Consider the following 22,205-nt stretch of genomic DNA (forward strand, 5'->3'; position numbering starts at 1 on the left):
TGCCAGGACGATCAGACGCCGGCCCGGGGTTGCTGGGCGACCCCGTGCGGTGCTGCCACCCCGGACCCCTTCTGCACGAGGAGATAGGCATAGCGCCGGTCGAGGTCGTTCTCGGGAACGAGGACCATGCCCACGGGATCGAGTCCGAGATCGGCGACGTCGCCCCAGAAACCGTCCAAGGAATAGGTGGTCATGTTCGACGAGTTGCGCCGATAGTTCCGACGGAAGGCGCGCGTCGACAGGGACCCGTTGTCGTACTTGATCTGCACGAATGCGAGGCCGCCAGGTCGCAACATCGCCGACGCGATGCGCATCAGCCGCATCCCGTACTCGGGACTGGGAACGAGCTCGAGCACATAGAGGCAGACGAACAGGTCCAGGCTCTCGCTCGGCACCCGCTGGAGAGCTGATTCCGGATCGGCCAGATCGACGACGATCTCCGTCACCGGCGTACTGCAGACGCTTCGCACGTGTCGTGCTGCTTCCGCGGTCGACGCGGCATTGACGTCCACGGCGATGAAGCTGTCGGCTCGCGGCGCGAACTGCACCGCGTTGGCTCCGCCCCCGACGCCCCACTCGAGTACTCGACCCAGATCCGTACCACTGCCGACCATTGCCGCCAGTTGATCGTACAGGGACGCGTGTGCCGAGCCGATCTTGTCGAACATCTCGTCGTCGATCACGCTCGCGCCACGCCAGTGCGAGTCGTCTCTCCAGGTCGGTGCGCCCTCGTCGGCCCAGTAGCCGGCCGCCTCCCCGATCAACCGCCGCTCACTGTGCTGGAGGCCGACCGCGGTCAAGAGGTGGTCCGCGACGTCGCACGCTCGCCTGCCGAGGCGGCGGAGACGCCTCGGGGCTCGGCGAACGCCGACCATCGCACCCGAGCTCGTCCAGGCCGCAACACGCACGTCGTGTCCGTGGTCGCGGGCGCCCGCGGCCATGAGTCTCCGGACAGCGAGTGCCGTGCGAGAGGCAACGGATCGGTCGACGGCGTCGCGGGTTTCGGGGTTGTCGGTGTGGCTCATGTGTGCCCTCACGGGAGTCGCCGGCGGAGGCCGGCGCAGACGAAATGGACCCGTCGAGCTCGCTGGACCAGAGGTCGACGTCCGGTACGCCTCGCACTGCCCGCAGGTGGGAGGCAGTGCGGAACGGCGAGCAGCCGGAGACCTCGGCGGCCTCCGTCGCCTCGAGGTGACGGACGTAGATCAGGCGGCGAGCGCAGGCAGCGCGGGCGGTCCTCGTCGGTGGGCTTGCCTGCTGAACAGCAGACGGTGGGCGCGGACCCTCGGCGCGCGGCGTGCGGGGCGCACACGGCGGACCGGGCCACGTGGAGGCGGAGTCTGGACCAACCCGCGAAGGAGCGGCAGCAGCCGCGGAACGACGGAAGCGCACGCCGGCTCCAGGACGGCCAACGTGACCACCAGCATCGCCACGGCGACGTGCAGCAACAGCCCCGACAGGCTGTGGGGCCAGCCATGGGAATGGGGGAGGAGCTCGGCCCCGGCCTGCGGGAGCTTGCCGAGCGCGTGGACGGCCGGCTGACCGACCACCGCGAGGTTCATCGTGACGAACAGTCCCGTGGCACGGCCTGACCAGCGCAACCGACCAGCGCCGACGATGAGCGCAGCCAGAGCGACAGCGAGGAGGTGGACCGGTGGCTCGTCGGCCAGGACGTCGAAACCGACGGCCGCCACGAGAACGAGGAGCGAGGAAACCACGAGGAGGCCGACCCGGAGGCGAGAGTGCTCATGCGCACTCGTCGCGTGACCGACCACCGCCAGAAGGTAACACGAACGGGTGATCGATCATCGTTCGACTCCCGCGAGATCACTCCCTGCGTCCTTCTGGGCGCCCGATGAGCGACACGCGCGAGCGGAGCTCGGGTGACGAGGGTCGGTGTCGGTCGCGGGAGGGACCAGCGCCTGGGTCGAGTCGGGCCGTCCGACCCTCAGCGGCCGGCGGCCGCCGGTCCAGCCTCACTCGGACGAGGAGGAGTCGTCATGATGGGTTCCCTGCCGATGCTGGGCTGGCTGTGGCCGTTGCTGATCGTGATCGGGCTGGGGCTCATCGCCGCCGGCACGATCGTCCTGGTGCGCCGTCGCCCCCTTCCGACGGCGAACCGCACGTCCACCGCCCGCGAGGTCCTCGACGCGCGGTATGCCCGCGGCGAGATCGACGACGACGACTACCGGCACCGCCGCGATCAGCTCCGATGACCGGCCGCCCCGGTTCCGGCGTCAGGGTCAGCCGCCGACGAGCCCTCGGGCTGCTCGGGCTCGGCACCGCCGCGGTCACCGTCGGGGCCGCGGGATGGGCGACCCTCGGGACAACCGGCACCACCGGCACCCCGCGTCCGAGCTCCGGCCTGCCCACCGGTGAGCCGCTGGCTGCCCCGACCGAGCTGGTCAGCAGCCGCGGCCGGCTCGCCGTCGACCTCGACGTCGCACCCGGCGCGTCCCTGGGGGGACACCCCGCCTCGGCGTGGGGCTACAACGGCACCAGCCCGGGGCCCACCCTGCGCGTCCGCCCCGGCGACGAGATCGCCGTGCGGCTGCGCAACGGACTCGACCGACCCACCAACCTGCACGCCCACGGCCTGCGGGTCTCCCCCCAGGGCAACTCCGACAACCCGTTCATCCACATCGCGCCCGGCGAGGCGTTCGACTACCGCATCGCCGTCCCGGACGGCCACCCCGCCGGGACGTTCTGGTACCACCCCCACGCCCACGGCCATGCCGCCGACCAGCTCTTCGCCGGTCTGGCCGGAGCGCTCGTCGTCGACGCCGCCGGCGAGCCGCCCGTGTCGCAGGACCGGGTCCTGCTCATCACCGACACCACCCTCGACACCGGCGGGCCCGCCGCCGCCACCCCCGCGACCCGCATGGTCGGGAGGCAGGGCGAGCTCCTGCTGCTCAACGGCCAGCACCAGCCCGTCGTCCACGCCGCCGCCGGCGAGCTGCTGCGCTGGCGACTGATCAACGCGACGACCTCGCGCACCCTGACCCTGCACCTCGACGCCCACCCCGTGACCCGCATCGCCCTCGACGGGATCACCCTGCCGGCCGCCACCACCGGCGACACCGTCCGGCTCGCCCCCGGCAACCGGACCGACGTGCTCGTCCGCCCCGACCGACCCGGGACGTTCCCGCTGACCGCCACCACGGAGCTCCGCCACGCGATGGGAATGATGGGCGGGCCGACCGCCGGTGGCCAGACCGAGGTCCTGGCCAGGTTGGCCACCGACGGCGCCGCTCGGCCTCCGAGCCCTCTGCCGACCTTCCCCGCAGGCCCCGCGCCGGACGCCGGCGCGACGAGCGGAGCTCGCCGCCTCGCGTTCACCATGGGGATGAGCGGTGGCATGGGCTCGGATGGGCAGGGCATGAGCTTCGGCTTCGACGGCCGGGCCTTCGATCCCCGACGGACCGACCAGGCCGTGGCTCTGGGCGCCGTCGAGGAGTGGACCGTCACGAACCCCACCCCGACGGCCCACCCGTTCCACCTGCACGCCTGGCCGTTCGAGGTCCTCGCCGACAGCGCCGGCACCCCGACCACCGACACGCTGCAGGACGTGGTGCTCGTGCCGGCCGGTGGCTGGGTCCGGCTCCGCATCCCGTTCACCGCGAACCCCGGCCGCAGCGTCTACCACTGCCACATCCTCGACCACGAGGACGCCGGCATGATGGCCACGATCGCCGTCGGCTGACCCCGACGCTCGGGGGTCAGCGATCGGCCGTGCGTGGTGACGAGCCACCGACCCGTCCTGCCGGGCCGTGCCGCTCGAGCTCCGCTCCCGTCTCGACGACGGGTTCGACGTCGGCGACCGGCGCGTCGACGAGCGGCGCGGCGCGGTAGCGGCGCAGCCGGTTGGCGTTGCCGACCACGCACAGCGAGCTCAGGGCCATGGCGGCGGCGGCGAGCATGGGGCTGAGCCGCAGGCCGAGCAGCGGGTAGAGGACGCCAGCCGCGATCGGGATGCCGGCAGCGTTGTAGACCAGAGCGAAGAACAGGTTCTGCCGGATGTTGCGCATGGTGGCTCGGGAGAGCCGGACGGCCGTGACGACGCCGGCCAGCGAGCCGGAGATGAGGGTGATGTCGGCGGCTTCGATGGCGACGTCGGTGCCGGTCCCGATGGCGAGGCCGATGTCGGCCTGCGCGAGGGCCGGTGCGTCGTTGATCCCGTCCCCGACCATGCCGACGCGCCGTCCCTCTGACTGCAGGCGGCGGATCTCGCCGGCCTTGTGCTCGGGGAGCACCTCGGCGAGCACCCGGCGGACACCGACCTGACGGGCGACGGCGGCCGCGGTGCGCGCGTTGTCTCCCGTGATCATGACGACGTCGAGGCCGAGGTGGTGCAGCGCGGCGACGGCGGCCGCGGAGTCGTCCTTGACGGTGTCGGCCACGGCGACGACGCCGGCGGGTTGCCCGTCGACGGCGGCCATGATGGGCGTCCCGCCGTGCGCGGAGAACTCGGCGGCGACGGGGTCGAGGGCCGCGGTGTCGACACCGTCGTCGGTCAGGAGCCGGTCGGTGCCGACCAGGACGTCGTGACCGTCGACGGTGGCCCGGACTCCCTTGCCGGTGATCGAGGCGAACCGGTCCGCGGTGGCGTCGCCGACTCCGCGGGCGCGGGCGGCGGTGACGATGGCCGAGGCCAGGGGGTGCTCGCTGTCGGCCTCGGCGGCGGCGACCAGGCGGAGCAGATCCTGCTCGCTGGTCGGTCCGACGGCTCGGACGTCGGTCAGGGCCGGCCGGCCTGCGGTGATGGTGCCGGTCTTGTCCAGCACGACCGTGTCGAGCCTCTGCGCGGTCTCGAGAGCTTCGGCGGAGCGGATGAGGATGCCGGCCCGCGCACCTCTGCCCGTGCCGACCATGATCGACAACGGCGTGGCGAGGCCGAGGGCGCACGGGCACGCGATGATCAGCACGGCGACCGCGGACACCAGCGCGAGGGTGAGCGCCGGCGGTGGCCCGGTCAGGTACCAGACGGCGAACGTGACCACGGCGACCGCGATGACGACGGGCACGAAGTAGGCCGAGATCGCGTCGGCGAGGCGCTGGATGGGCGCCTTCGACGCCTGCGCCTGCTGCACCATGCGGACGATCTGGGCGAGCATCGTGTCGGCGCCCACCTTGGCCGCCTGCACATGCAGGGAACCGGTGGTGTTGATGGTGGCCCCGATGACCACGTCGCCGGCGTGCTTGGTGACCGGGATCGGTTCGCCGGTGACCATGGACTCGTCCACCGCGGAGCTCCCCGAGACCACGGTGGCGTCGACGGGGATCTTCTCCCCGGGCCGGACGATGATCTCGTCGCCGACGAGGACCTCGTCGATCCCGATCTCGGTCTCGGTCCCCGCGCGCACCACGCGAGCGGTCCGCGCCCGCAACCCCAGCAGGGCCCGGATGGCCTCGCCCGTGCCGGCCTTCGCGCGGGCCTCGAGCAGCCGTCCCAGCACGATGAGGGTGAGGATCACCCCGACGGCCTCGAAGTAGACCTCCCGGACGTCCTCGGGCAGCAGGCCCGGAGTGAGGGTGACCACCAGGCTGTAGCCGTAGGCAGCCATCGTGCCCAGGGTGATGAGGCTGTTCATGTCGGCGTTGCGGTGGGCCAGGCTGAGCCACCCGGTCCGGTGGATCGGCCAGCCGGTGTAGAGCATCACCGGCGTGATCAGCGCCAGCTGTACCCAGTGGTCGAGCAGGACCCCGGGCACCCACTCGGCGCCGAACAGGTCGTGGGCCATGACCGCGACGAGGACGGGGAGAGTGAGGACAGCACCGACGATCAGCCGTCGGCCCAGGTCGGTGATCTCCGCGCGCCGCTCCCGCGCCTGCGCGGCCTCGTCCGCGGTCGCGTCGCGGGAAGCCTGCGCCGTGATCGGAGGCGGTGTCGACGTGCCGGTGCCCGCCGCGTGCCCGGAAGTGTCGGCGGTCTCGACCACGAGCGAGCCGTGGATCATGTTCATCCCGCAGGCGAACGGGAACGTCCCGGCCCGCGCCGGGTCCAGCGCCACGGTGGTGCGGGAGTGGGCCGGCAGTGCCGCGCTGGTCCCGAAGTCGGGGAACACGACGCGCGACGTGCAGTCGCCGCTCTCCTGCCGGTCGAACACCAGCTCCAGGGGGAGCCCCTGGCGCACCCGGATCACCTCGGGCTGGTAGCCGCCGTGCACCGTCACCTCGACGCGTTGCACGCCCCCGGTGAGGGTCGCGGCGAGCGCGTGACGGGGGCCGCAGAAGAACCAGCCCAGCGCGAGGACGACCACGACCGCGCCGACCAGCACCACGATCCCGTCCGTGCTCATCGACGGCCTCCCCTCGCCGGCAGCGTGCGGCCTCGCAGGCTGCCGCCGATCGTCACCACCCGGAGTCCGTCCGGACAGGGACCGACGGCGGGCCGGAGGAGGGTCCTTCGACCGACCGTGCGGCCGACGCCGGGCCCTGCCCCGCTCGACCGACGCCCCGGCAGCGTCGCCGGCCGCGCCGTCGCTACGTCCCCGGTCCGGGCACGCTGGTGACCTCGATCCAGCTCTCGCCGCCGAAGTGCACCGTGTCGCGGGCCAGGTACGGCGGGACCGGCAGGTCGAACTGCGGGTAGCCCTCCCCCGGGTCCTTGCGGACCAGGTCGGTGCGGCTGGCCAGGTCGAGGCGCAGGGTCTCGCCGGCGCGCAGCAGGACCGGGCCCGGCGTCAGGCTGAAGCGCAGCACCACCGGCTCGTGCGGGGTCAACGGCTCGCGGGCGCCGGGGTCGATCGCGATCTCGATCGTCGTGCTGCGCGCGGCGTCCTGCGCCCGCGCCACCGGCCGCATCGCCCCCATCGAGAGCGGGTGGGCGGCACCGTGGGTGTCGACGCGCGACAGGCGGGCGAGCACGAACGAGTCGATCTCGTTGCTGCTGAAGGTCAGGCGCGCGGTGACCGCCCCGGCGAGCTCGACGTCCTCGGTCACCGGCAGCTCGAACGACAGGACCTGGTTCGCCAGCTCGTCGAGCCCGCCGGGCATCGGCACCCCGAGCGGGACCGCGGCCCAGGAGTTCGACCCCTCCTCCGGGACTGCGTCGGTCAGTCGGTGGACGACGTGGTCGGCGCCGGCGGACGCGAGGTGCAGGCGGCGCAGCTCGCCCTCCGGCGGCGGGAACGCCGAGGAGGTCGCGAAGCGGTCGGCACCGTCGACCCAGTACCGCACGCGCGGCAGCTCGCCGTAACCGTTGTCCACACCGCGCAGGACGTGGTCGTAGAAGGCCAGCGCCTCGCCCTGCCAGGCGAACACGGGCAGGTCGTACTCGGGCGGGCCGAGGACCATCCAGCGGCGGTCGGCCGGCGTGCCGGCGTTCTCGAACAGGTCGTAGGTGCCGTACTGGTGGAAGTTGAAGTAACCGAGGTTCTGCACCACCACGAACGGCACCTCGAGGTCGCCGAGGACGCCCGTCGAGCCCTCCGGGATCGTCGACGTCTCGCGGTCCTTCTCGTCGAACGTCCAGTGCGCGAAGATCTCGCGGGCCCACGCGCTCGGGGTCGCGGCCATGAACTTGCGGAACAGCGTCCCGACGTTGCGGTGCACCAGCTTCTCGAGCAGCGGGTGCAGCGGCCCGTTGGTGAGGCGGCTGATCAGCGCCCGCCGGTTCGGCGACACCCGCCCGGCGTCGCGGGCGTCGGTGAAGTTCGCCCCCAGCCACAGCGCCAGGAAGAAGCTGTTGGGCACCCCGGCGAACTGCTGGAACTGGCGGACGAAGTCGGTGCAGATCTCGTTGGCGAAGAACGCCCGCAGCGCCGGTGGCCGGCGCACGGTGCTGTAGCCGGCGATGGAGACGACGGCCGGGTAGCGCCCGGGGACGGCGGGTGTGTAGACGACGCCCTACATCCTCTACGTCATCGACCTCGGCGAGACCGGTCCGCTGCTCATCGAGGTCGGCCCCGGCCCGGCCGCCGGCGGGTTCTCGGACTTCTGGCAACGGGAGTTCGGCATCCTCGGCGAGATGGGCCCCGACCGGGGGAGTTACACCGCCGAGGCCGTCGTCGGCGGTGTGTTCGGCACCCTCGCCCACCCGGAAGCCCGGATCCTCGGCCGCTACCGGGGGGACCGGCTCGGCGTGGTCGGCCGGACGAGCCCGCTGCCTCTTGCCGCGCGTGTCCAGCGACGGCGTCTGCTGCAACCTTCGCGCGCCGAGCATCCCTGGCCGCCACGGCTTCCCTCGAGCGGCTTCGGTCAGACACTCGGAGGAGAGATCGAGTACGCCCAGGTCGCGCCGGAGCTGGTGGTCGAGGTCGAGACCAACACCGCATACGAGCAGGGCCGATGGCGACACGCCGCCAACTACGTACGGCTGCGCCCGGACCTCGCTGCGGAGGACGGCCCTCCAGCTGATCGAGGCTGGCCTCAGCGTCGGCGGGTGATCGCGCCGGCCACGGCGCCGAGCACGGCGCCGGCTCCGAACAGGACGGCTGTCGTCCGCGACGACGGGCGTCCTCCCAGCGTGACCGCCGGCCGCACGATCACGGGCGCGGGCTCGCGGACCTGCTCGATCTCGTTCTCGGGCAACGTCGCCGCCCACGCGGTCACGAAGAGGACCAGCCGGGCGACGACGTTGGTGAACACGAGCAGGCCCAGGATCGGGCCGAACGCGACCCCGGCCGGCGAGGTCGTGACGACGGCGAGGTAGATGGTCATGACCTGCTGGAGCACCACGAGGGCGACGGCGCCGAGAGCGGCCGCCCGCACGGCGCTGCGCACGGTCACCGGTTCCCGGGGGAGCCGGGCGACGACCCACACCAGCACGATCCAGTTCGCGAGGACGGCCAGGGCCAGCCCGACGAGGACGACCAGGAGCTCGGTCCACCAGGTGGGGCCGAGTCCGAGCAGTTCGATCACCGTGCCGGTCATGCCGGTACCGATCGCGGTCACCGCGGACGACACCAGCAGCGCCAGCGCGAGCCCGACCATGGCCAGCAGGTCCATGCCGTAGCGCTTGACCAGGGGCACCGTCGGCTCGCGTTGATCCCACTGCTGGGACAGCGCCTCCCGCAGGTTGGCGGTCCAGCCCAGACCGGCGATCAGCCCGAAGACCAGACCGATGACGCCCACCGCGTCGCGCTGGCTGATCGCGGTGTCGATGATGGCGTTCACCGTGGGGGCCAGCGTCGGCGGCAGGGCGGTCGTGATGGCCTCCCGCAGCTCCGCGAGCAACTGCGGGTTGCTCGCGAGGACGTACCCGGCGGCGGCGAAGGCCATCATCAGGACCGGGACCAGGGCCAGCACGCTGAAGTAGGTGACCGCGGCCGCGTAGTGATCGCCGTGCTTGTCGACGTACCGCGTGCCGGCTCGGACCAGGTGATCCAGCCAACGATGCCGAGCTCGCAGCACCTCGAACCGACCGGGCTCGGTCGGCGTCGCACCCTCCGTCGTCGTCATGACGATCTCCGCCGGCTGGGCTCCGTCTCGGGGGCGGCCGGGTCAGGACCGCTGCGGAGGATCCGCGCTCCCGATCTCCTCGACGACAACACCGTCTGTGGAGGTCGCCCGGAGAAGGCGAATCCCTCGGATGCGCCGCACGCCTCGGACGACGCACGTTCCTCGACCTGGATCTCACCGCGCACGGCGGACACCCCATCTCGTTCCAGGTAGCTCATCGAGACCGCCCCGCCACAACCTCGCGCGAGTCGAGGGACTGCGTCAGTCGTCGTCGCGACGAGCGTCGCGGCGGTCCTCCCGCCGGTCCCGCCGGTCCTCACGCCGGTCGCGTCGGCGGTTGATCCCCTGGGCGACCACGATGGCGCCACCGACCGCGGCGGCGGTCCGGCGTCGGCGTCGGCGTCGGGCTGCAAGTGGCATCTCAGACTCCTTCCGCGACCTCCTTCCGCGACGTCGGCCTCGACGGCGGCCAGGACCGCCTGGGTGGGGATCCGATAGGACAGAAGCCATCGATCAATTGGGCAGTCGGACACCGGCCCCTGACCACGCACAGGGCCGAACGTCCCCCATCCCCCAGAGGTCGCACCGAAACGTGCTCGGGTTTCCGAACCCCGCGTCCTCGATCAGCACGAGCAGGACGTTGGGCGCCCCGTCCGGTGGCGCGATGTGCGCGCGCCGACCCCAGCCGGGGACCGACCCCTCCAGGGGTGCGAGCCGTCGTGTCGCGGAACGGGTGGCGTCGAATCGGCAGAGTGGTGCGCTCCTGGCTGTCTGGCATCGCTGTTCCTCGGTCGGGCGCCGGCCCGTCGGCCGACGGGTTGCGGTCGTGCCGGACGTGCTCCCGTCACCGGCCCGGGCGCAAGGCCCGAGCCGGGTCGGTCGGAGATCTGAAGGGACGACGGCGCCGCCTCCGCGCGCGAGCCCGGTGGCTGCCGTCGCGGTCGCCACGGTCAGGCGTACGCACCGCGGCGATTGGTCGCCAGGGCGTAGATGACGGCGATGTCGACGGCGATGACGACGATCGCCCACAGCGGGTACGCCGCGATGAAGGCCAGGTTCACGACGGCGCTGATCAGGGCCAGGACGATCCCCACGACGCGGGCCCACAGGCGCCCGGCCATCACCCCGAACCCGGCGGCGAAGATGAGGACGCCCAGGATCAGGTGGAGCCAGCCCCACGCGTTGTAGTCCACGTTGACCACCAGGCCGGTGGCCGGGACCACGAAGTAGGAACTGCGCAGGAGGGCGACCAGGCCCTCGATGATCTGGAAGGTCCCGAGCAGGATCATCATGATCCCGGCGAAGGAGATCCATCCGCTCCAGTCGTCGGTGTCGGAGCCGTAGGACTTCGGGCCCTCCTGGTACATCGACTGTCCACCCGAGAAGGTGCCGGGTCCGGTAGAGGTCACGGGATGTCCGTTCCCGGAACCGGCGACGCCGGTTCCTCTTTCTGGGCCCGCCCGATGCGGGCCACGGATGCGAGATGCGTCAGTCGTCGTCGTCGTCGCGACGATCGTCGCGGCGGTCCTCCCGCCGGTCCTCGCGCCGGTCCTCACGCCGGTCGCGTCGGCGGTTGATCCCGTGGGCGACCACGATGGCGCCACCGACCGCGGCGGCGGTCCGGCGTCGGCGTCGGGCTGCAAGTGGCATCTCAGACTCCTTCCGCGACGTCGGCCTCGACGGCGGCCAGGACCGCCTGGGTGGGGATCCGGCCGCTGGCGACGAGCTGCCCCCCGCTACGGCGCACCGCGGCTCCGAACGGCGCGGCCCAGAGGTTCTCCCACACCATCACCGCCGCCGAAGTCCCCGCCTCGATCGCCGCGCCCAGGTCCTCGACGTCCTGCTCGGAGAGCACCATCGCGAGCTCGGCCTCGGCGGCCCGGAACTCCCCGAGCTCGCTCTCGTCGAGGTCGGAGATCTCGGCGGCCTCGAGCGTGCCCTCCGCGTCCTTGCGCAGGAACAGCAGATCGAGGACCCGGATCAGTCCACGGTCGGTCAGGTCATTGAGGTAGGGGCGATCTGCCCCTGACCGAAATCGTCACCCGGGAACTGCACGACCACCCAGTCGACGGGCCCCAATTGATCCATGGCTTCTGTCATATCGGCCTCCACGTCATGGTCACGCCGCCCGCTTCGGGGCGTGTCCGCCCCGACATTCCGACAGCCGCCCCCGACCCGACCCAGGGCCGAACGTCCCGGTCGGACCGGGCATCGCGAGCGGGCCTCGGTGGAGCCCGATGGAGCCCGGTGGCGGGCTCGAGACGTCGCCGCGGATCCCCTCGTCTGGCTCGGGGCTGCGGGCGGCGCCGCCGGGTGTGACGCTCGGAGGGCGCTCGCCAGGGGTGGGGCACGTCGGGGGCGGGGTGGTGGTCGGTCGTGCTCGCCGGGCCGCCGTCGGTCGCTGCGGTGTCCACCTCGCGGGGTACCGGGAAGCGTGATCGTGGTCGAGGCCGTGGCGGCCACGAGGTCGAGCGAGCCGGGCTCGGCCAGGCGGCGTGCGACGCGCACGGTGAGCACGATCCCCGACGCCGAGAAGATCGCCAGGGCGAGGGAGGCTCCGGAGAAGCCGTCGGCCAGGGCTTCGGGAGGCGTTGCGCCGGTCGTGGCGGCGTGAGGGCCGAGAACCAGGTGCACCGTCGCCACAACAACGAGGTCCAGGCCCGGTGACTACCTCGCCAGGGCCCCCGCGAACACGAGGCGCAACAGCCGCGCATCTCGGGGGATCATCCGATCACACCATTGAATTGCGCCTCATTGGCCGAGGCCCTACCTCGTTCAGGTGTCTCCCGCCGCGGCCCGCGCCGCGGCCATGACGTCCGGGTCGACCCAGCCCGTGGGATCGAGCCCGTTGACGCGAGCACGGTCCACCAGGTCCAGGAGACGGGCGGCGTGTGCCTGCTCCTCGTGGGAGAGGCCCTCACGACGGGCTCGCCACAGCCCCTCCTGGGCCCGCTCGACCCCTTCACGAAGTGCGGTCTCGAACATCCCACCCACCTCCTCGCGGCTCATGACACCGCGTCCGATCGCCGTGCGGTCCGGTGCGCGCCCCGCGCCGCTGGATGTCGCGCGGTACGCGGTGCCGACGCCGATGCCCTGCGGCCCTGCCGCTCCCGTCCATGACGGCCACGCTCGCAGTCCCGCCCGTCCGGCCGCAGGGCCGAACGACCCGAAGCGGGTCAGAAGCTGGGGGTCCGCGAGATCGCCCGCAGGATCGGGCGCGACGCCTCGACGGTGAGCCGCGAACGACGCCGCAGCCGCCCGCCCGATGACCGCGACTACGACGCCGACCCGGCGCGTGCTCGTGCTCGTGCTCAGGAACGAGCACGCCGGCCCCGTCTGACCCCGCTGAGCACCCCGGACTGCGCGCGGCGGTGCAGGCCGAGCTCGAGCAGGAGTCGAGCCCGGAGCAGATCGCCGGCTGGCTGGGGCCACGTGCCGCTGCTGGTGGCCTGGCATCTCTGCCACGAGACGATCTGTGAGTGTGTCGCTGCGGTGCTCCGGTAGGGAGGGCCGTCAGGGTCGGTGCCGGTGACTTCGGTGTGACTCGGAGACAATCTGGCCGCTGCGGCGTGCCTTCTGGTAGACGCGTCCGTCGGCGTTGCCGGCGCCGGTCTGGTCCATCGGCTGGCCTGATCAGAAGCTTGTCCGCCTCATGGGGCGTGACTCCTCACAGATGTGCCGCTCGGTGACCCTCCCCAGGCTGGCGCCGATCTGACCGCTGTCCCCGTGGAAGGGAGCACCGGCCGATGCCGATGTTGGCCGAGGTGATCGACGCCGTGGTCGGCGCCGACACCCATCGCGATACCCACGAGCTTGAGATCGCCCACCCGAGCGGCGTGATGATCGCGGTGTCGTCGATCAGCAACGACACCTGCGGTTACGCCCGGGCGGTCGCCTGGATCGCTGAGCACGCGCCCGGCCCACAGGTCGTGGTAGCGGTTGAGGGCACCCGAAGCTACGGCGTCGGGCTGGCTCGCGCGCTGACCGAGGCGGGGTTGACCGTGATCGAGTGCGAGCAGCCCCCGTAGCGCCCGCCGCGGACGAGGCAAGTCTGACGCGATCGATGCGCACCTGGCGGTGCGCTGGGCACTGGAGCTCGACGCCGCGAAGCTGCCCATCCCGCGCGCCGACGGCGACCGGGAGGCCCTGCGCACCCTGCTGTGCGCCCGCGACGAGCTGACCACCACCGGCACCGCACGGATGAATCGGTTAAAGGCCCTGTTGAGCGAGGGTGACGACACCGATCGGGCCCTGGCGCGCGGCGCGCTCACCGAGAGCACCGTCGACCAGCTGGCACGCCGTCGCCAACCCCGAGACGCCTCCCGCCTCCAGGCCGTGCGTCACGCCGAGATCCGGCGGCTGACGGTCGCGGTGCGCGAGCAGCGCCGCGAGCTCAAGACCAACCGGGCCCAGCTCGCGGCCATCGTCGATGACCTCGCCCCCGGGCTGACCGACCACAAGGGCATCGGTCCGGTCTGCGCCGCCCAAGTGATCGTGTCCTTCTCCCACCCCGGCCGGTGCCGTCACGAGGCCGCGTTCGCCGCGCTCGCGGGGACGAGCCCGATCGAGGCCAGCAGCGGTCGCACCACCCGGCATCGGCTCAACCGCGGCGGCGGCCGCGCGCTCAACCGCGCCATCCACACGATCGCCCACACCCGCATGCGCGACTGCCCGGCCACCCGGGCCTACGTCGCTCGCCGTATCGCCGAGGGCAAGAACCTCAAGGAGGTCCGGCGCTGCCTCAAGCTCTACATCGCCCGCTGGCTGCACCGCTTCCTCACCACGGCGATGACCCCTGCGCCGATGGCGCCCGCTTGACCGAAGGGCTCGGCCGTGGAGCCCGCCCTCGCGTCGCCGAGCGCCGGGAACGGGGCTTCAGCGCGACACCGGCTCGGAGCGCCCAGCCACGCAATACCCGGCGTCGGCGAGCCACGCCCGCGCCCTACCCCGCTGGCGCTCCTCGCAGAAGGCCCACCAACGCTCGAGCTCGCCGGGCCATCGCGCGAGGACGTCTTTGAAGCGGCGGAACGCGCCGCGGCCCTGGATGGCGATCGCCAGCCGGTCGCGCTGTTCTTCGTCGGGCACGCTGGTGATGAACTCCTGCATGTCGCGGTAGCCGGCCCGGGAGCCCTCGGACTCGACCGGCAGCCACCACGGCGCGTCGCCCTCGCCGTCGTCCTCCTCACCAACCTCGCGGGCGTAGTCGATGGCGGGCTGCGCCCAGACCTCGCCGCTGCGCAGGTCGAGCCGGCCTCCGCCCAGGACCGGGTCGCCTTCGAGGACGCCGGCGAGCTCCTCGAGATCCACCGGCAGTGGTCGCAGCATCGGGGTCGCGCCGGTCCCGAGCCGCGTGGCGAGCTGGTCGGCCAGCTCGGAATCGCCGTCCCACCCGCGTTCGCGCAGCGCGCCGATCCACTGCTGGGCCATCTCCGCGGCGCCCTCGGCCTCCTGGCCCAGCGCGATGAGCAGCCCGTCCCCGCCGAGCTGTAGGCCCTCCGCGGGCTCGAGTTCTCCCAACCGGGCCACGATCGCTGCCCCGTCGCCTCGATAGACCGCGCCGCGAAGCTCGCGCTTGGGTTCCACCGCGTCCATGCACGCCAAGTCTGCGCCAGCCGACAAGATCCCGACGCAGCACCCGCGGCCACGGGTTGGACGCCGACCCCCGCCCGGCAACGTCGCTCACTATCGAACCGGACTTGACAACACATAGAAGCGTCTACCAGGCGCTCTGCCACGGCGGGCGTGGCGGGCTGAGCCGCGCGCAGACCAGGCGGTTGCGCACCGGGCGCCCGCTGCGCGAGCGCGCCGCCGTCGCCCGGACCGGCGCCGAGTGCGCTACGTGGTCCCGTCGAAGCTGATCGACCAACGCCCACCTGAGGTCGAGGACCGCGCCCGGCTCGGTGACCGGGAGGGCGCTCTTGGGGGCGGCGGCGGTGGTCGTGACGGTGGCCCCACGGAGTCGCCGATGAACCGGGGCTGGACCAGGGACTGGATGACCATGTTGAGGATGGCTGACCGACGCGACCAGGAACGCCGTGAGCACCAGCAGGGCGACGGTGTCGAGCACGGCATGGCTCGTGGCCGGTGCGGCCTGCCTCGTCGGTGCGGCCTTCCTGCCCAACGCCCTGTTCCTCGAGCGCTACCCGACGCCGTCGGTCTGGACGACCTGCCTCGGGGACGGCTGCCCCCTCAATGCCTTCCTGGTCCTGAGCCGGGAGCCGAGGATCGTCCAAGCGGCCTTGAGATCGGCGCTCGAACTGGCGGCGATCATCCTGTTCGTCCTGGTCATCGGTGTGTTGGCCGCCCGGATCCGCCGGGCTTCGCCGCTGCTGCGACGCACACTGATCCCGGTGCGGGCGGCCGCCATCCTGCACTTCGGCGCGTACACGGCCTACCTCGTGGCCCGGCGTACCGGGGTCGACCCGATGGTTCTGCAGTCCTGCGCCTGGCTCGTCCTGCTGAGCATTCCGTTGTTCGCGGCGAGCTTCGTCGCCGGTCTGCTCTGGGCGCGCCTGTACGCGGCGCGCAGTCTCCAGCGGGTGACGCTGGGTCTGGACGCGGCCGCTACCCCCGACGAGCTCCGGGATCTCATCGCCGACGCGCTCTCCGATCAGTCGATCGAGCTCTTCTACCCGCGCCCCGACCGAGGATGGTCGGACTCTCGGGATCGACCGGTAGCGCTGCCCACCCGGGACACGGACCGGTGCGTCGTCCAGATACCGCACGAGCGCGCACCGGTCGTCGCCATCGCCTACGACGCCGCCCTGCGCGAGCAGCACGTCCTCGTCCGGGCGGTGGGCGCGTGTGCGGTCACCGCCCTCCGGCAGCAGCGCCTCACGGCCGCGTTGAGGTCGTCGCTGGCCGAGGTCGAGGCCGCTCGCGGGCGGACGGCGGCGGCAGCTGCCGCCCGAGCGGCGACGGATCGAGCGGGATCTCCACGACGGCGCCCAGCAGCAGCTCGTGCTGTTGCGGATCAACCCGGAGCTCGCCGCCGAGCAGATCGAGCGGGAACAGGCCGGTGGAAGCGAACAGCTCCGAGCGCTCGGCGAGGACATCGATCGGGTGCTCGACGAGATCCGGAACCTGGCGGCAGGGATCTTCCCTCGCCTCCTCGCCGACGCCGGTCTTGGTGAGGCCTTGGCCGCCGCCGCCCGCCGGGGCCCCATCCACACGACGGTGGACACGGTCGGGGTCGGCCGGTATCCGCTCGAGGTGGAGACCGCGGTCTACTTCTGCTGCCTCGAGGCTCTGCAGAACAGCATCAAGCACGCCCGGGGCGCGTCTGCGGTCACAATGCGCGTGGTCGACGACGGAGCGTTGCTGCGCCTCGAGGTCACCGACGACGGGATCGGCTTCGACCCGCCCGACCCACCGCCGACCTCGACCGGGGTGACGAACATGAAAGATCGCCTCGGCAATGTCGGCGGTCGTCTCTGGATCGAGTCAGCTCCCGGTTCCGGCACGGTCGTGCGCGGGGACGTTCCCACCGACGGAGTGTCCGGCGCCTGCCGAGGCGATTCCCCGGACGTCACGTGAGGCAGCGAGCGGGAGCGGCTGACCGGTCTCGTCGGTCCATTCCCCGTGTCATCCGCATTGTCTCCACGACCGCCGCCCGCCCCGGTGGATCTCCATGGTGGAGGTGCGGCGAGCCCTACCGCAGAATGGTGGTACACCTCCTTGCTCCGCCCTACCTGGCTCGACAGCTTCTGTCGGCAGGGGCAGAGACCCGATCTCGAGACAACTCTCCGTAGGCCTGTGATGGCGACCCTGGCGGCCATGCGCAGTCGACGCCGAGCACCGCCGTGGTTCGTGCCACGTCCTGACGCCAGTGATCGCACGAGCGATCGTTCTTGCAGGTCAGAAGCGGTGGAGACGAAGGGAATCGAACCCTCAACCCCCGCCTAGCAAAGATGGCCGACCGCGTTGACCAGGGCCTCTACCAGCAACGACGTCCTCGCGAGGCGTCACTCGGTGCTCCGGGTCATCGTCGATGGCCCTCGTTTCGTGTCAGGCGACGTGTCACGTGGCCGAGGATGGGGACGAGCTCGACACTCCGCCAACGTCAGACCCACCCTCGGCTCGCGTCTCGTTCACTGCGCCGCGGCGACGAGCTTCATGAGCGTGTCGGCGAGCTCGTCGAGAGCACGCTCCTGCGCGTCGCTCTCCAGCCCGCCGCACCATAGCGGTGCCTGGGCCATCGCGGCGTGCATGCACTGCAGCGTCGTCTCCACCCCGGTGACCGCGAACTCCCCCGAGGCGAGGCCCTCCTCGAGGACGCCGCGGAACACCTGGTCGTGCCGCCGGCGCAGTTCCTTGATGCGCTCGCGCGGGTCGTCGGGCCAGGTGCTCGGCACGAGGAAGAGCCGTAGCGCGGCCGGGTACTCGCCGACGGCGATAGCGACGTGCTCACGGATGAGGGCCCGCAGCCGCTCGTGGGGCGGGCCCTCGACGGTCGCGGCCAGCCGCTCGAGCCGCCCGGTCCAGTCGGCGCCGAGCGTCTCGATGGCCGCCACGGCCAGCTCGTCCTTGCCGGGGAAGTAGTAGTAGAGCGACCCCTTGGTGACGTCGAGCCGTTCGGCGACGTCGTCGAGGCTCACCGCGTCGTACCCGCGCTCGCCGAACAGCTCGGCGGCCGTGGAGAGGATTTCCTGGACCCGGCGTCCCCGCTTGCGCTGGACACGGCCGACCGGCGCGGCGTCCTCCACCGGCTGACGGCTCATCGGCCCTCCTCGTCCATGCCCCACAGTATCGCGATCATTGACCTACAAGTCAAATCCTGACCCAGCCTATTGACTCTCGGGTCAAAGTTTGCCACCTTCGTCAATCAGACACCGAAGGGGGCACCCCATGGACTTCGAGCTCACCGAGACGCAGCGCGAGTACCGCGACCGTGCTCGCGGCATCGCCGAGAAGGAGCTGCTGCCCGGCTACCAGGCGCGGGAGCGCAGCGGGCGCATCGACCCCGAGCTCCGCCGTGAGATCGGCCGGCTCGGCCTCATCGCGCCGGAGCTGCCGACAGAGCTCGGTGGCCGAGGTCTGGACCGGCTCACCGCCGGCGTGGTCACCGAGGAGATCGGCCGGGGCGACATCAACGTCGCCTACCTGCAGGTCGTCGGGTCGCTGGTCGGCCAGATCCTCGCCGGCAACGCGACGCCGGAGATCGCTCAGGCGTGGGTACCGCGGATCTGCGCCGGAGAGGAGATCGTCGGGATCGGGCTGACCGAGCCGCAGGCGGGGTCGGACGCGGGCATGCCTGCGCTCACGGCCCGCCGCGACGGCTCCGGGGAGGACGCCGACTGGGTGCTCGACGGCGTGAAGTCCCTGTCGTTCGCCGGGGAGGCGGCGGCGGTCGTCGTGTTCGCCCGGACCGGACCATCACAGTCCCGGGGCAAGGACATCAGCGCCTTCCTGGTACCGCTCGACGCACCCGGAGTCTCCCGTGAGCCGTACTCCGACATGGGCACCACGGCGGTCGGCCGGGGAGCGGCCCACCTCGACGGGGTGCGCATCCCCGCCGACCACCTCCTGGGCGCGGAGGGCCGGGGCTTCACCCAGGTGATGCAGGGGTTCGATTTCAGCCGCGCCCTCATCGGGCTGCAGTGCCTCGGGTGCGCGCAGCAGACCGTCGACGAGACGTGGCGCTACGTGGGCGAGCGCACCGCATTCGACCGTCCGCTGAGCAAGAACCAGGGCGTGGCGTTCCCGCTGGCCGAGGCCGAGACGCTGCTGTCGGCGGCGCGGCTGCTGTGCCTGCGGACGCTCTGGCTCAAGGACGTCGGCCGGCCCCACACCGCGGACGCCGCGATGAGCAAGTGGTGGGCCCCGAAGACCGCCTACGACGTCATCAACCAGTGCCTGTTGCTACACGGCCAGTACGGCTACCGCACCGAGCTTCCCATCGAGCAGCGACTGCGCGACGTGCTCGGGCTACAGATCGGCGACGGCACCGCTCAGATCATGAAGCTCGTCATCGCCCGGCAGTACCTGGGCCGCGAGCTCGCACCGTGACGACAACAACTCTCGAGGAAGGACCAGGAACAGCCATGGGCAAGCTGCAGGACAAGATCGCGATCGTCACCGGGGCGGGACAGGGCATCGGGCGAGGTATCGCCGAGAAGCTCGCCTCCGAGGGCGCCACGGTCGTCGTCACCGACATCAACGAAGCGACGGCCAAGGAGACCGCTGACGCCCTGGGTGGAGGCGCGGTCGGGCTGCACACCGACGTCACCTCCCGCGAGTCGGTGGAGGCGATGGTCGCCCAGGCCCACCAGCAGTTCGGGCGGATCGACGTCCTGGTCAACAACGCGGGCTGGGACAAGGCGGGGCCGTTCGTCGACTCCGACCCCGCTGACTGGGACCGGGCCATCCAGATCAACCTCTACGGCGTCCTGAACACCTCCAAGACCGTACTCCCGATCATGGCGGGGCAGGGCTCGGGTTCGGTGGTCAACCTCGCCTCCGACGCGGGTCGGGTCGGGTCCGCGGGTGAGGCGGTGTACTCGGCGGCCAAGGGCGGGGTCATCTCGTTCACCAAGACCACCGCGCGGGAGATGGCCCGCCACCAGGTCAACGCCAACTGCGTGTGCCCCGGTCCGACCGACACGGCCCTGTTCGCCTCTGTCGTCGAGGGCAACCCGAAGCTGCGCGACGCCCTGATCAAGGCGATCCCGCTGCGCCGGCTCGCGCAGCCGGCCGATCTCGCCAACGCCGTCGCGTTCCTCGCCTCCGACGAGGCCGCCTACATCACGGGCCAGACGCTGTCGGTCAGCGGCGGCCTGTCCATGAGCTGACCGTCCCGGCAGCGAGGAGGAAGACCGACCATGACGGATCTGGCCCACGACTACCTCGACCTCGACGGCCTGTTCTCGGCCGACGAGCTCGAGCTCCGCGACCGCGTGCGCGCGTTCGTGCAGGAGCGCATCAAGCCCCACATCGCCGAGTGGTACGAGAACGCCCAGTTCTCCCGCGAGATCGCCCGGGAGATGGGCAAGGCACGCCTGCTCGGCATGCACCTGAGCGGGTACGGCTGCCCCGGCCGCAGCGCTGTCGAGTACGGCCTCGCGGCCATGGAGCTCGAGGCCGGCGACTCCGGGCTGCGCACCTTCGTCAGCGTGCAGGGATCGCTGGCCATGAGCGCGATCCACAAGTTCGGCTCGGAGGACCACAAGCAGCGCTGGCTGCCCGGCATGGCCGCCGGGGAACTCATCGGGTGCTTCGGGCTCACCGAGCCGGGCGCGGGCAGCGACCCGAGCAGCATGACGACGTACGCCGAGCGCGTCGAGGACGGGTGGGTGCTCCACGGAGCCAAGCGCTGGATCGGCCTCGCCACGATCGCCGACGTCGCCGTCATCTGGGCGAAGACGAACGAGGGCGACGGTGCTGGCGAGGGGGCAGCATCGATCAGGGGGTTCCTGGTCCCCACCGACACGCCCGGATTCTCCGCCACGGCGATCGAGCCCAAGCTCGGCATGCGCGCCTCGATCCAGGCCGAGATCACGCTGACCGACGTCCGGCTCCCCGCCGACGCCGTGCTCCCCGACGCCCGAGGATTGCGCGGGCCCTTCTCCTGCCTCAACGAGGCGCGCTACGGGATCATGTGGGGCGCCATGGGCGCGGCGCGCGACGCCTACGAGGACGCGCTGGCCTACGCCCTCGAGCGTCGCCAGTTCGGCGTCCCGATCGCCGCCTTCCAGCTGACCCAGCAGAAGCTCGTCGACATGGTGCTGGAGATCCAGAAGGGCGTCCTGGTCGCGCTGCAGACCGGCCGGCTCAAGGACGCGGGCACGCTGCGTCCCCAGCAGATCTCGCTGGGCAAGCTGAACAACGTGCGCGAGGCGATCGCCATCTGCCGGGAGGCGCGCACGGTGCTCGGCGGTAACGGCATCACCCTCGACCACTCCCCGCTGCGCCACGCCAACAACCTGGAGAGCGTGCGGACGTACGAGGGCACCGACGAGGTGCACACCCTGATCATGGGCGCGGCCATCACCGGCATCCCCGCGTTCAGCGCGGGACACCAGCCATGAGCTACGAGACGATCACCGTCGACGTCGCCGACCGACTCGCCGTGATCACCGTCGACCGGCCCGAGGCGCGCAACGCGCTCAACCGCCAGGTCCTGGCCGACCTACGGGTAGCGTTCGCCGCACTCGCCGACGACGACCAGGTGGGGGTCGTCGCCGTCACGGGCGCGGGCGAGCGGGCCTTCGTGGCCGGCGCCGACATCACCCAGCTGCAGCACTACACGGCGCAGACCGGACTCGACGCCGAGATGCAGCGGCTCTTCGACGACGTCGAGGCGTTCGAGAAGCCGACCATCGCCGCGGTCAACGGCTTCGCCCTCGGCGGCGGCTGCGAGCTCGCGATGGCCTGCGACATCCGGATCGCGGCGGACACCGCACGCTTCGGCCTGCCCGAGACCAACCTCTCGGTGCTGCCCGGAGCGGGCGGCACGCAGCGGCTGGCCCGGCTCATCGGCACCGGGCGGGCGATCGAGCTGATCCTGACGGGCCGTTTCCTCGAGGCCGACGAGGCCCGGCAGGCCGGGCTCGTCACCTCTGTGGTCGCACCGGAGAACCTGCTCGCCGAGACCCGCACCGTCACCGACCGCATCCTCGCCAAGGGCCCGCTGGCGGTCCGGCTGGCCAAGCTCGTCATCCGGACCGGGATGGACGCCGACCAGCGCACCGGGCAGGTCGTGGAACGCCTCGCCCAGTCGCTGCTCTACACCACCGACGACAAGCGCGAGGGCGCCGCGGCGTTCCTCGAGAAGCGCACACCTGACTTCCGGGGGAGGTGACGAC

The 22,205-nt window shown here is 71.8% G+C and carries 21 protein-coding genes; 10 read left to right on the forward strand and 11 right to left on the reverse strand.

Features of this window, described 5'->3' with window-relative positions; translation table 11 throughout:
• Positions 1 to 11: 11 nt before the first annotated feature.
• Positions 12 to 800, reverse strand: a complete 789-nt coding sequence (locus PHK61_RS21720; protein ID WP_274283109.1) for a class I SAM-dependent methyltransferase — start codon at positions 798 to 800, stop codon at positions 12 to 14.
• A gap of 405 nt (positions 801 to 1,205) precedes the next feature.
• On the reverse strand, positions 1,206 to 1,775 hold the full coding sequence (locus tag PHK61_RS21725; protein WP_274283110.1) for a hypothetical protein: 570 nt from the start codon (positions 1,773 to 1,775) through the stop codon (positions 1,206 to 1,208).
• Between the two features lie 225 nt (positions 1,776 to 2,000).
• On the opposite strand from PHK61_RS21725, the gene PHK61_RS21730 reads away from it, so the two are divergent.
• Positions 2,001 to 2,216 carry an SHOCT domain-containing protein gene (locus tag PHK61_RS21730; RefSeq protein ID WP_274283111.1) on the forward strand — a complete coding sequence of 72 codons (216 nt, stop codon included), beginning with the start codon at positions 2,001 to 2,003 and terminating at the stop codon, positions 2,214 to 2,216.
• Positions 2,213 to 3,703, forward strand: coding sequence for a multicopper oxidase family protein (locus PHK61_RS21735; protein ID WP_274283112.1), 1,491 nt, complete (start codon positions 2,213 to 2,215; stop codon positions 3,701 to 3,703). Before PHK61_RS21730 ends, PHK61_RS21735 begins: the two co-directional genes overlap by 4 nt.
• Positions 3,704 to 3,719: 16 nt before the next feature.
• Here PHK61_RS21735 and PHK61_RS21740 read toward each other — a convergent pair whose 3' ends face one another.
• From PHK61_RS21740 to PHK61_RS21770, 7 genes are all read right to left on the reverse strand, one after another.
• Positions 3,720 to 6,299: a heavy metal translocating P-type ATPase gene (locus PHK61_RS21740; protein ID WP_274283113.1), complete on the reverse strand. Its 2,580-nt coding sequence runs from the start codon at positions 6,297 to 6,299 to the stop codon at positions 3,720 to 3,722.
• Between the two features lie 184 nt (positions 6,300 to 6,483).
• A complete protein-coding gene (locus PHK61_RS21745) occupies positions 6,484 to 7,779 on the reverse strand; it encodes a CocE/NonD family hydrolase C-terminal non-catalytic domain-containing protein (protein ID WP_274283114.1) in 1,296 nt (431 codons plus the stop codon).
• A 591-nt stretch (positions 7,780 to 8,370) separates the two neighbouring features.
• Positions 8,371 to 9,402 (reverse strand): inner membrane protein YhjD, encoded by a 1,032-nt coding sequence (gene yhjD, locus PHK61_RS21750; RefSeq protein ID WP_274283115.1) that lies wholly within the window; start codon positions 9,400 to 9,402, stop codon positions 8,371 to 8,373.
• A gap of 950 nt (positions 9,403 to 10,352) precedes the next feature.
• Entirely contained in the window at positions 10,353 to 10,811 is a 459-nt protein-coding gene (locus tag PHK61_RS21755; protein ID WP_274283116.1) for a DUF7144 family membrane protein, read from the reverse strand.
• Between the two features lie 79 nt (positions 10,812 to 10,890).
• Entirely contained in the window at positions 10,891 to 11,052 is a 162-nt protein-coding gene (locus PHK61_RS21760; RefSeq protein WP_274283117.1) for a hypothetical protein, read from the reverse strand.
• A gap of 1 nt (position 11,053) precedes the next feature.
• Positions 11,054 to 11,401: a DUF6325 family protein gene (locus tag PHK61_RS21765; RefSeq protein WP_274283183.1), complete on the reverse strand. Its 348-nt coding sequence runs from the start codon at positions 11,399 to 11,401 to the stop codon at positions 11,054 to 11,056.
• A 776-nt stretch (positions 11,402 to 12,177) separates the two neighbouring features.
• Positions 12,178 to 12,387: a hypothetical protein gene (locus tag PHK61_RS21770; protein ID WP_274283118.1), complete on the reverse strand. Its 210-nt coding sequence runs from the start codon at positions 12,385 to 12,387 to the stop codon at positions 12,178 to 12,180.
• Positions 12,388 to 12,585: 198 nt separating this feature from the next.
• Here PHK61_RS21770 and PHK61_RS21775 point away from each other — a divergent pair, with 198 nt between their 5' ends.
• The 3 genes from PHK61_RS21775 (at position 12,586) to PHK61_RS21785 (ending at position 14,220) form a co-directional block, all read left to right on the forward strand.
• Entirely contained in the window at positions 12,586 to 12,906 is a 321-nt protein-coding gene (locus PHK61_RS21775; protein WP_274283184.1) for a helix-turn-helix domain-containing protein, read from the forward strand.
• A gap of 242 nt (positions 12,907 to 13,148) precedes the next feature.
• Complete coding sequence (locus tag PHK61_RS21780; RefSeq protein ID WP_274283119.1) at positions 13,149 to 13,430, forward strand: IS110 family transposase; 282 nt, start codon at positions 13,149 to 13,151, stop codon at positions 13,428 to 13,430.
• A 49-nt stretch (positions 13,431 to 13,479) separates the two neighbouring features.
• Positions 13,480 to 14,220 (forward strand): transposase, encoded by a 741-nt coding sequence (locus PHK61_RS21785; protein WP_274283120.1) that lies wholly within the window; start codon positions 13,480 to 13,482, stop codon positions 14,218 to 14,220.
• Between the two features lie 57 nt (positions 14,221 to 14,277).
• On the opposite strand, the gene PHK61_RS21790 is transcribed toward PHK61_RS21785, so the two are convergent.
• Positions 14,278 to 14,994 (reverse strand): UPF0158 family protein, encoded by a 717-nt coding sequence (locus PHK61_RS21790; protein ID WP_274283121.1) that lies wholly within the window; start codon positions 14,992 to 14,994, stop codon positions 14,278 to 14,280.
• A gap of 1,329 nt (positions 14,995 to 16,323) precedes the next feature.
• Between PHK61_RS21790 and PHK61_RS21795 the strand changes: the two genes are divergently transcribed.
• Positions 16,324 to 16,938: a sensor histidine kinase gene (locus PHK61_RS21795; protein WP_274283185.1), complete on the forward strand. Its 615-nt coding sequence runs from the start codon at positions 16,324 to 16,326 to the stop codon at positions 16,936 to 16,938.
• Between the two features lie 554 nt (positions 16,939 to 17,492).
• Here the strand turns inward: PHK61_RS21795 and PHK61_RS21800 are convergent.
• A complete protein-coding gene (locus PHK61_RS21800; RefSeq protein WP_274283122.1) occupies positions 17,493 to 18,122 on the reverse strand; it encodes a TetR/AcrR family transcriptional regulator in 630 nt (209 codons plus the stop codon).
• A gap of 127 nt (positions 18,123 to 18,249) precedes the next feature.
• Here PHK61_RS21800 and PHK61_RS21805 point away from each other — a divergent pair, with 127 nt between their 5' ends.
• Genes PHK61_RS21805 through PHK61_RS21820 form a run of 4 tightly spaced genes read left to right on the forward strand, consistent with a single transcriptional unit; the run spans position 18,250 to position 22,201 of the window.
• Positions 18,250 to 19,410: an acyl-CoA dehydrogenase family protein gene (locus tag PHK61_RS21805; protein WP_274283123.1), complete on the forward strand. Its 1,161-nt coding sequence runs from the start codon at positions 18,250 to 18,252 to the stop codon at positions 19,408 to 19,410.
• Positions 19,411 to 19,445: 35 nt separating this feature from the next.
• On the forward strand, positions 19,446 to 20,192 hold the full coding sequence (locus PHK61_RS21810) for an SDR family NAD(P)-dependent oxidoreductase (protein ID WP_274283124.1): 747 nt from the start codon (positions 19,446 to 19,448) through the stop codon (positions 20,190 to 20,192).
• 30 nt (positions 20,193 to 20,222) lie between these two features.
• Complete coding sequence (locus PHK61_RS21815) at positions 20,223 to 21,428, forward strand: acyl-CoA dehydrogenase family protein (protein WP_274283125.1); 1,206 nt, start codon at positions 20,223 to 20,225, stop codon at positions 21,426 to 21,428.
• Positions 21,425 to 22,201, forward strand: coding sequence for an enoyl-CoA hydratase-related protein (locus tag PHK61_RS21820; protein ID WP_274283126.1), 777 nt, complete (start codon positions 21,425 to 21,427; stop codon positions 22,199 to 22,201). Before PHK61_RS21815 ends, PHK61_RS21820 begins: the two co-directional genes overlap by 4 nt.
• Positions 22,202 to 22,205: the final 4 nt, after the last annotated feature.

Source organism: Actinomycetospora lutea (assembly GCF_028737205.1).
Lineage (GTDB): Bacteria > Actinomycetota > Actinomycetes > Mycobacteriales > Pseudonocardiaceae > Actinomycetospora > Actinomycetospora lutea.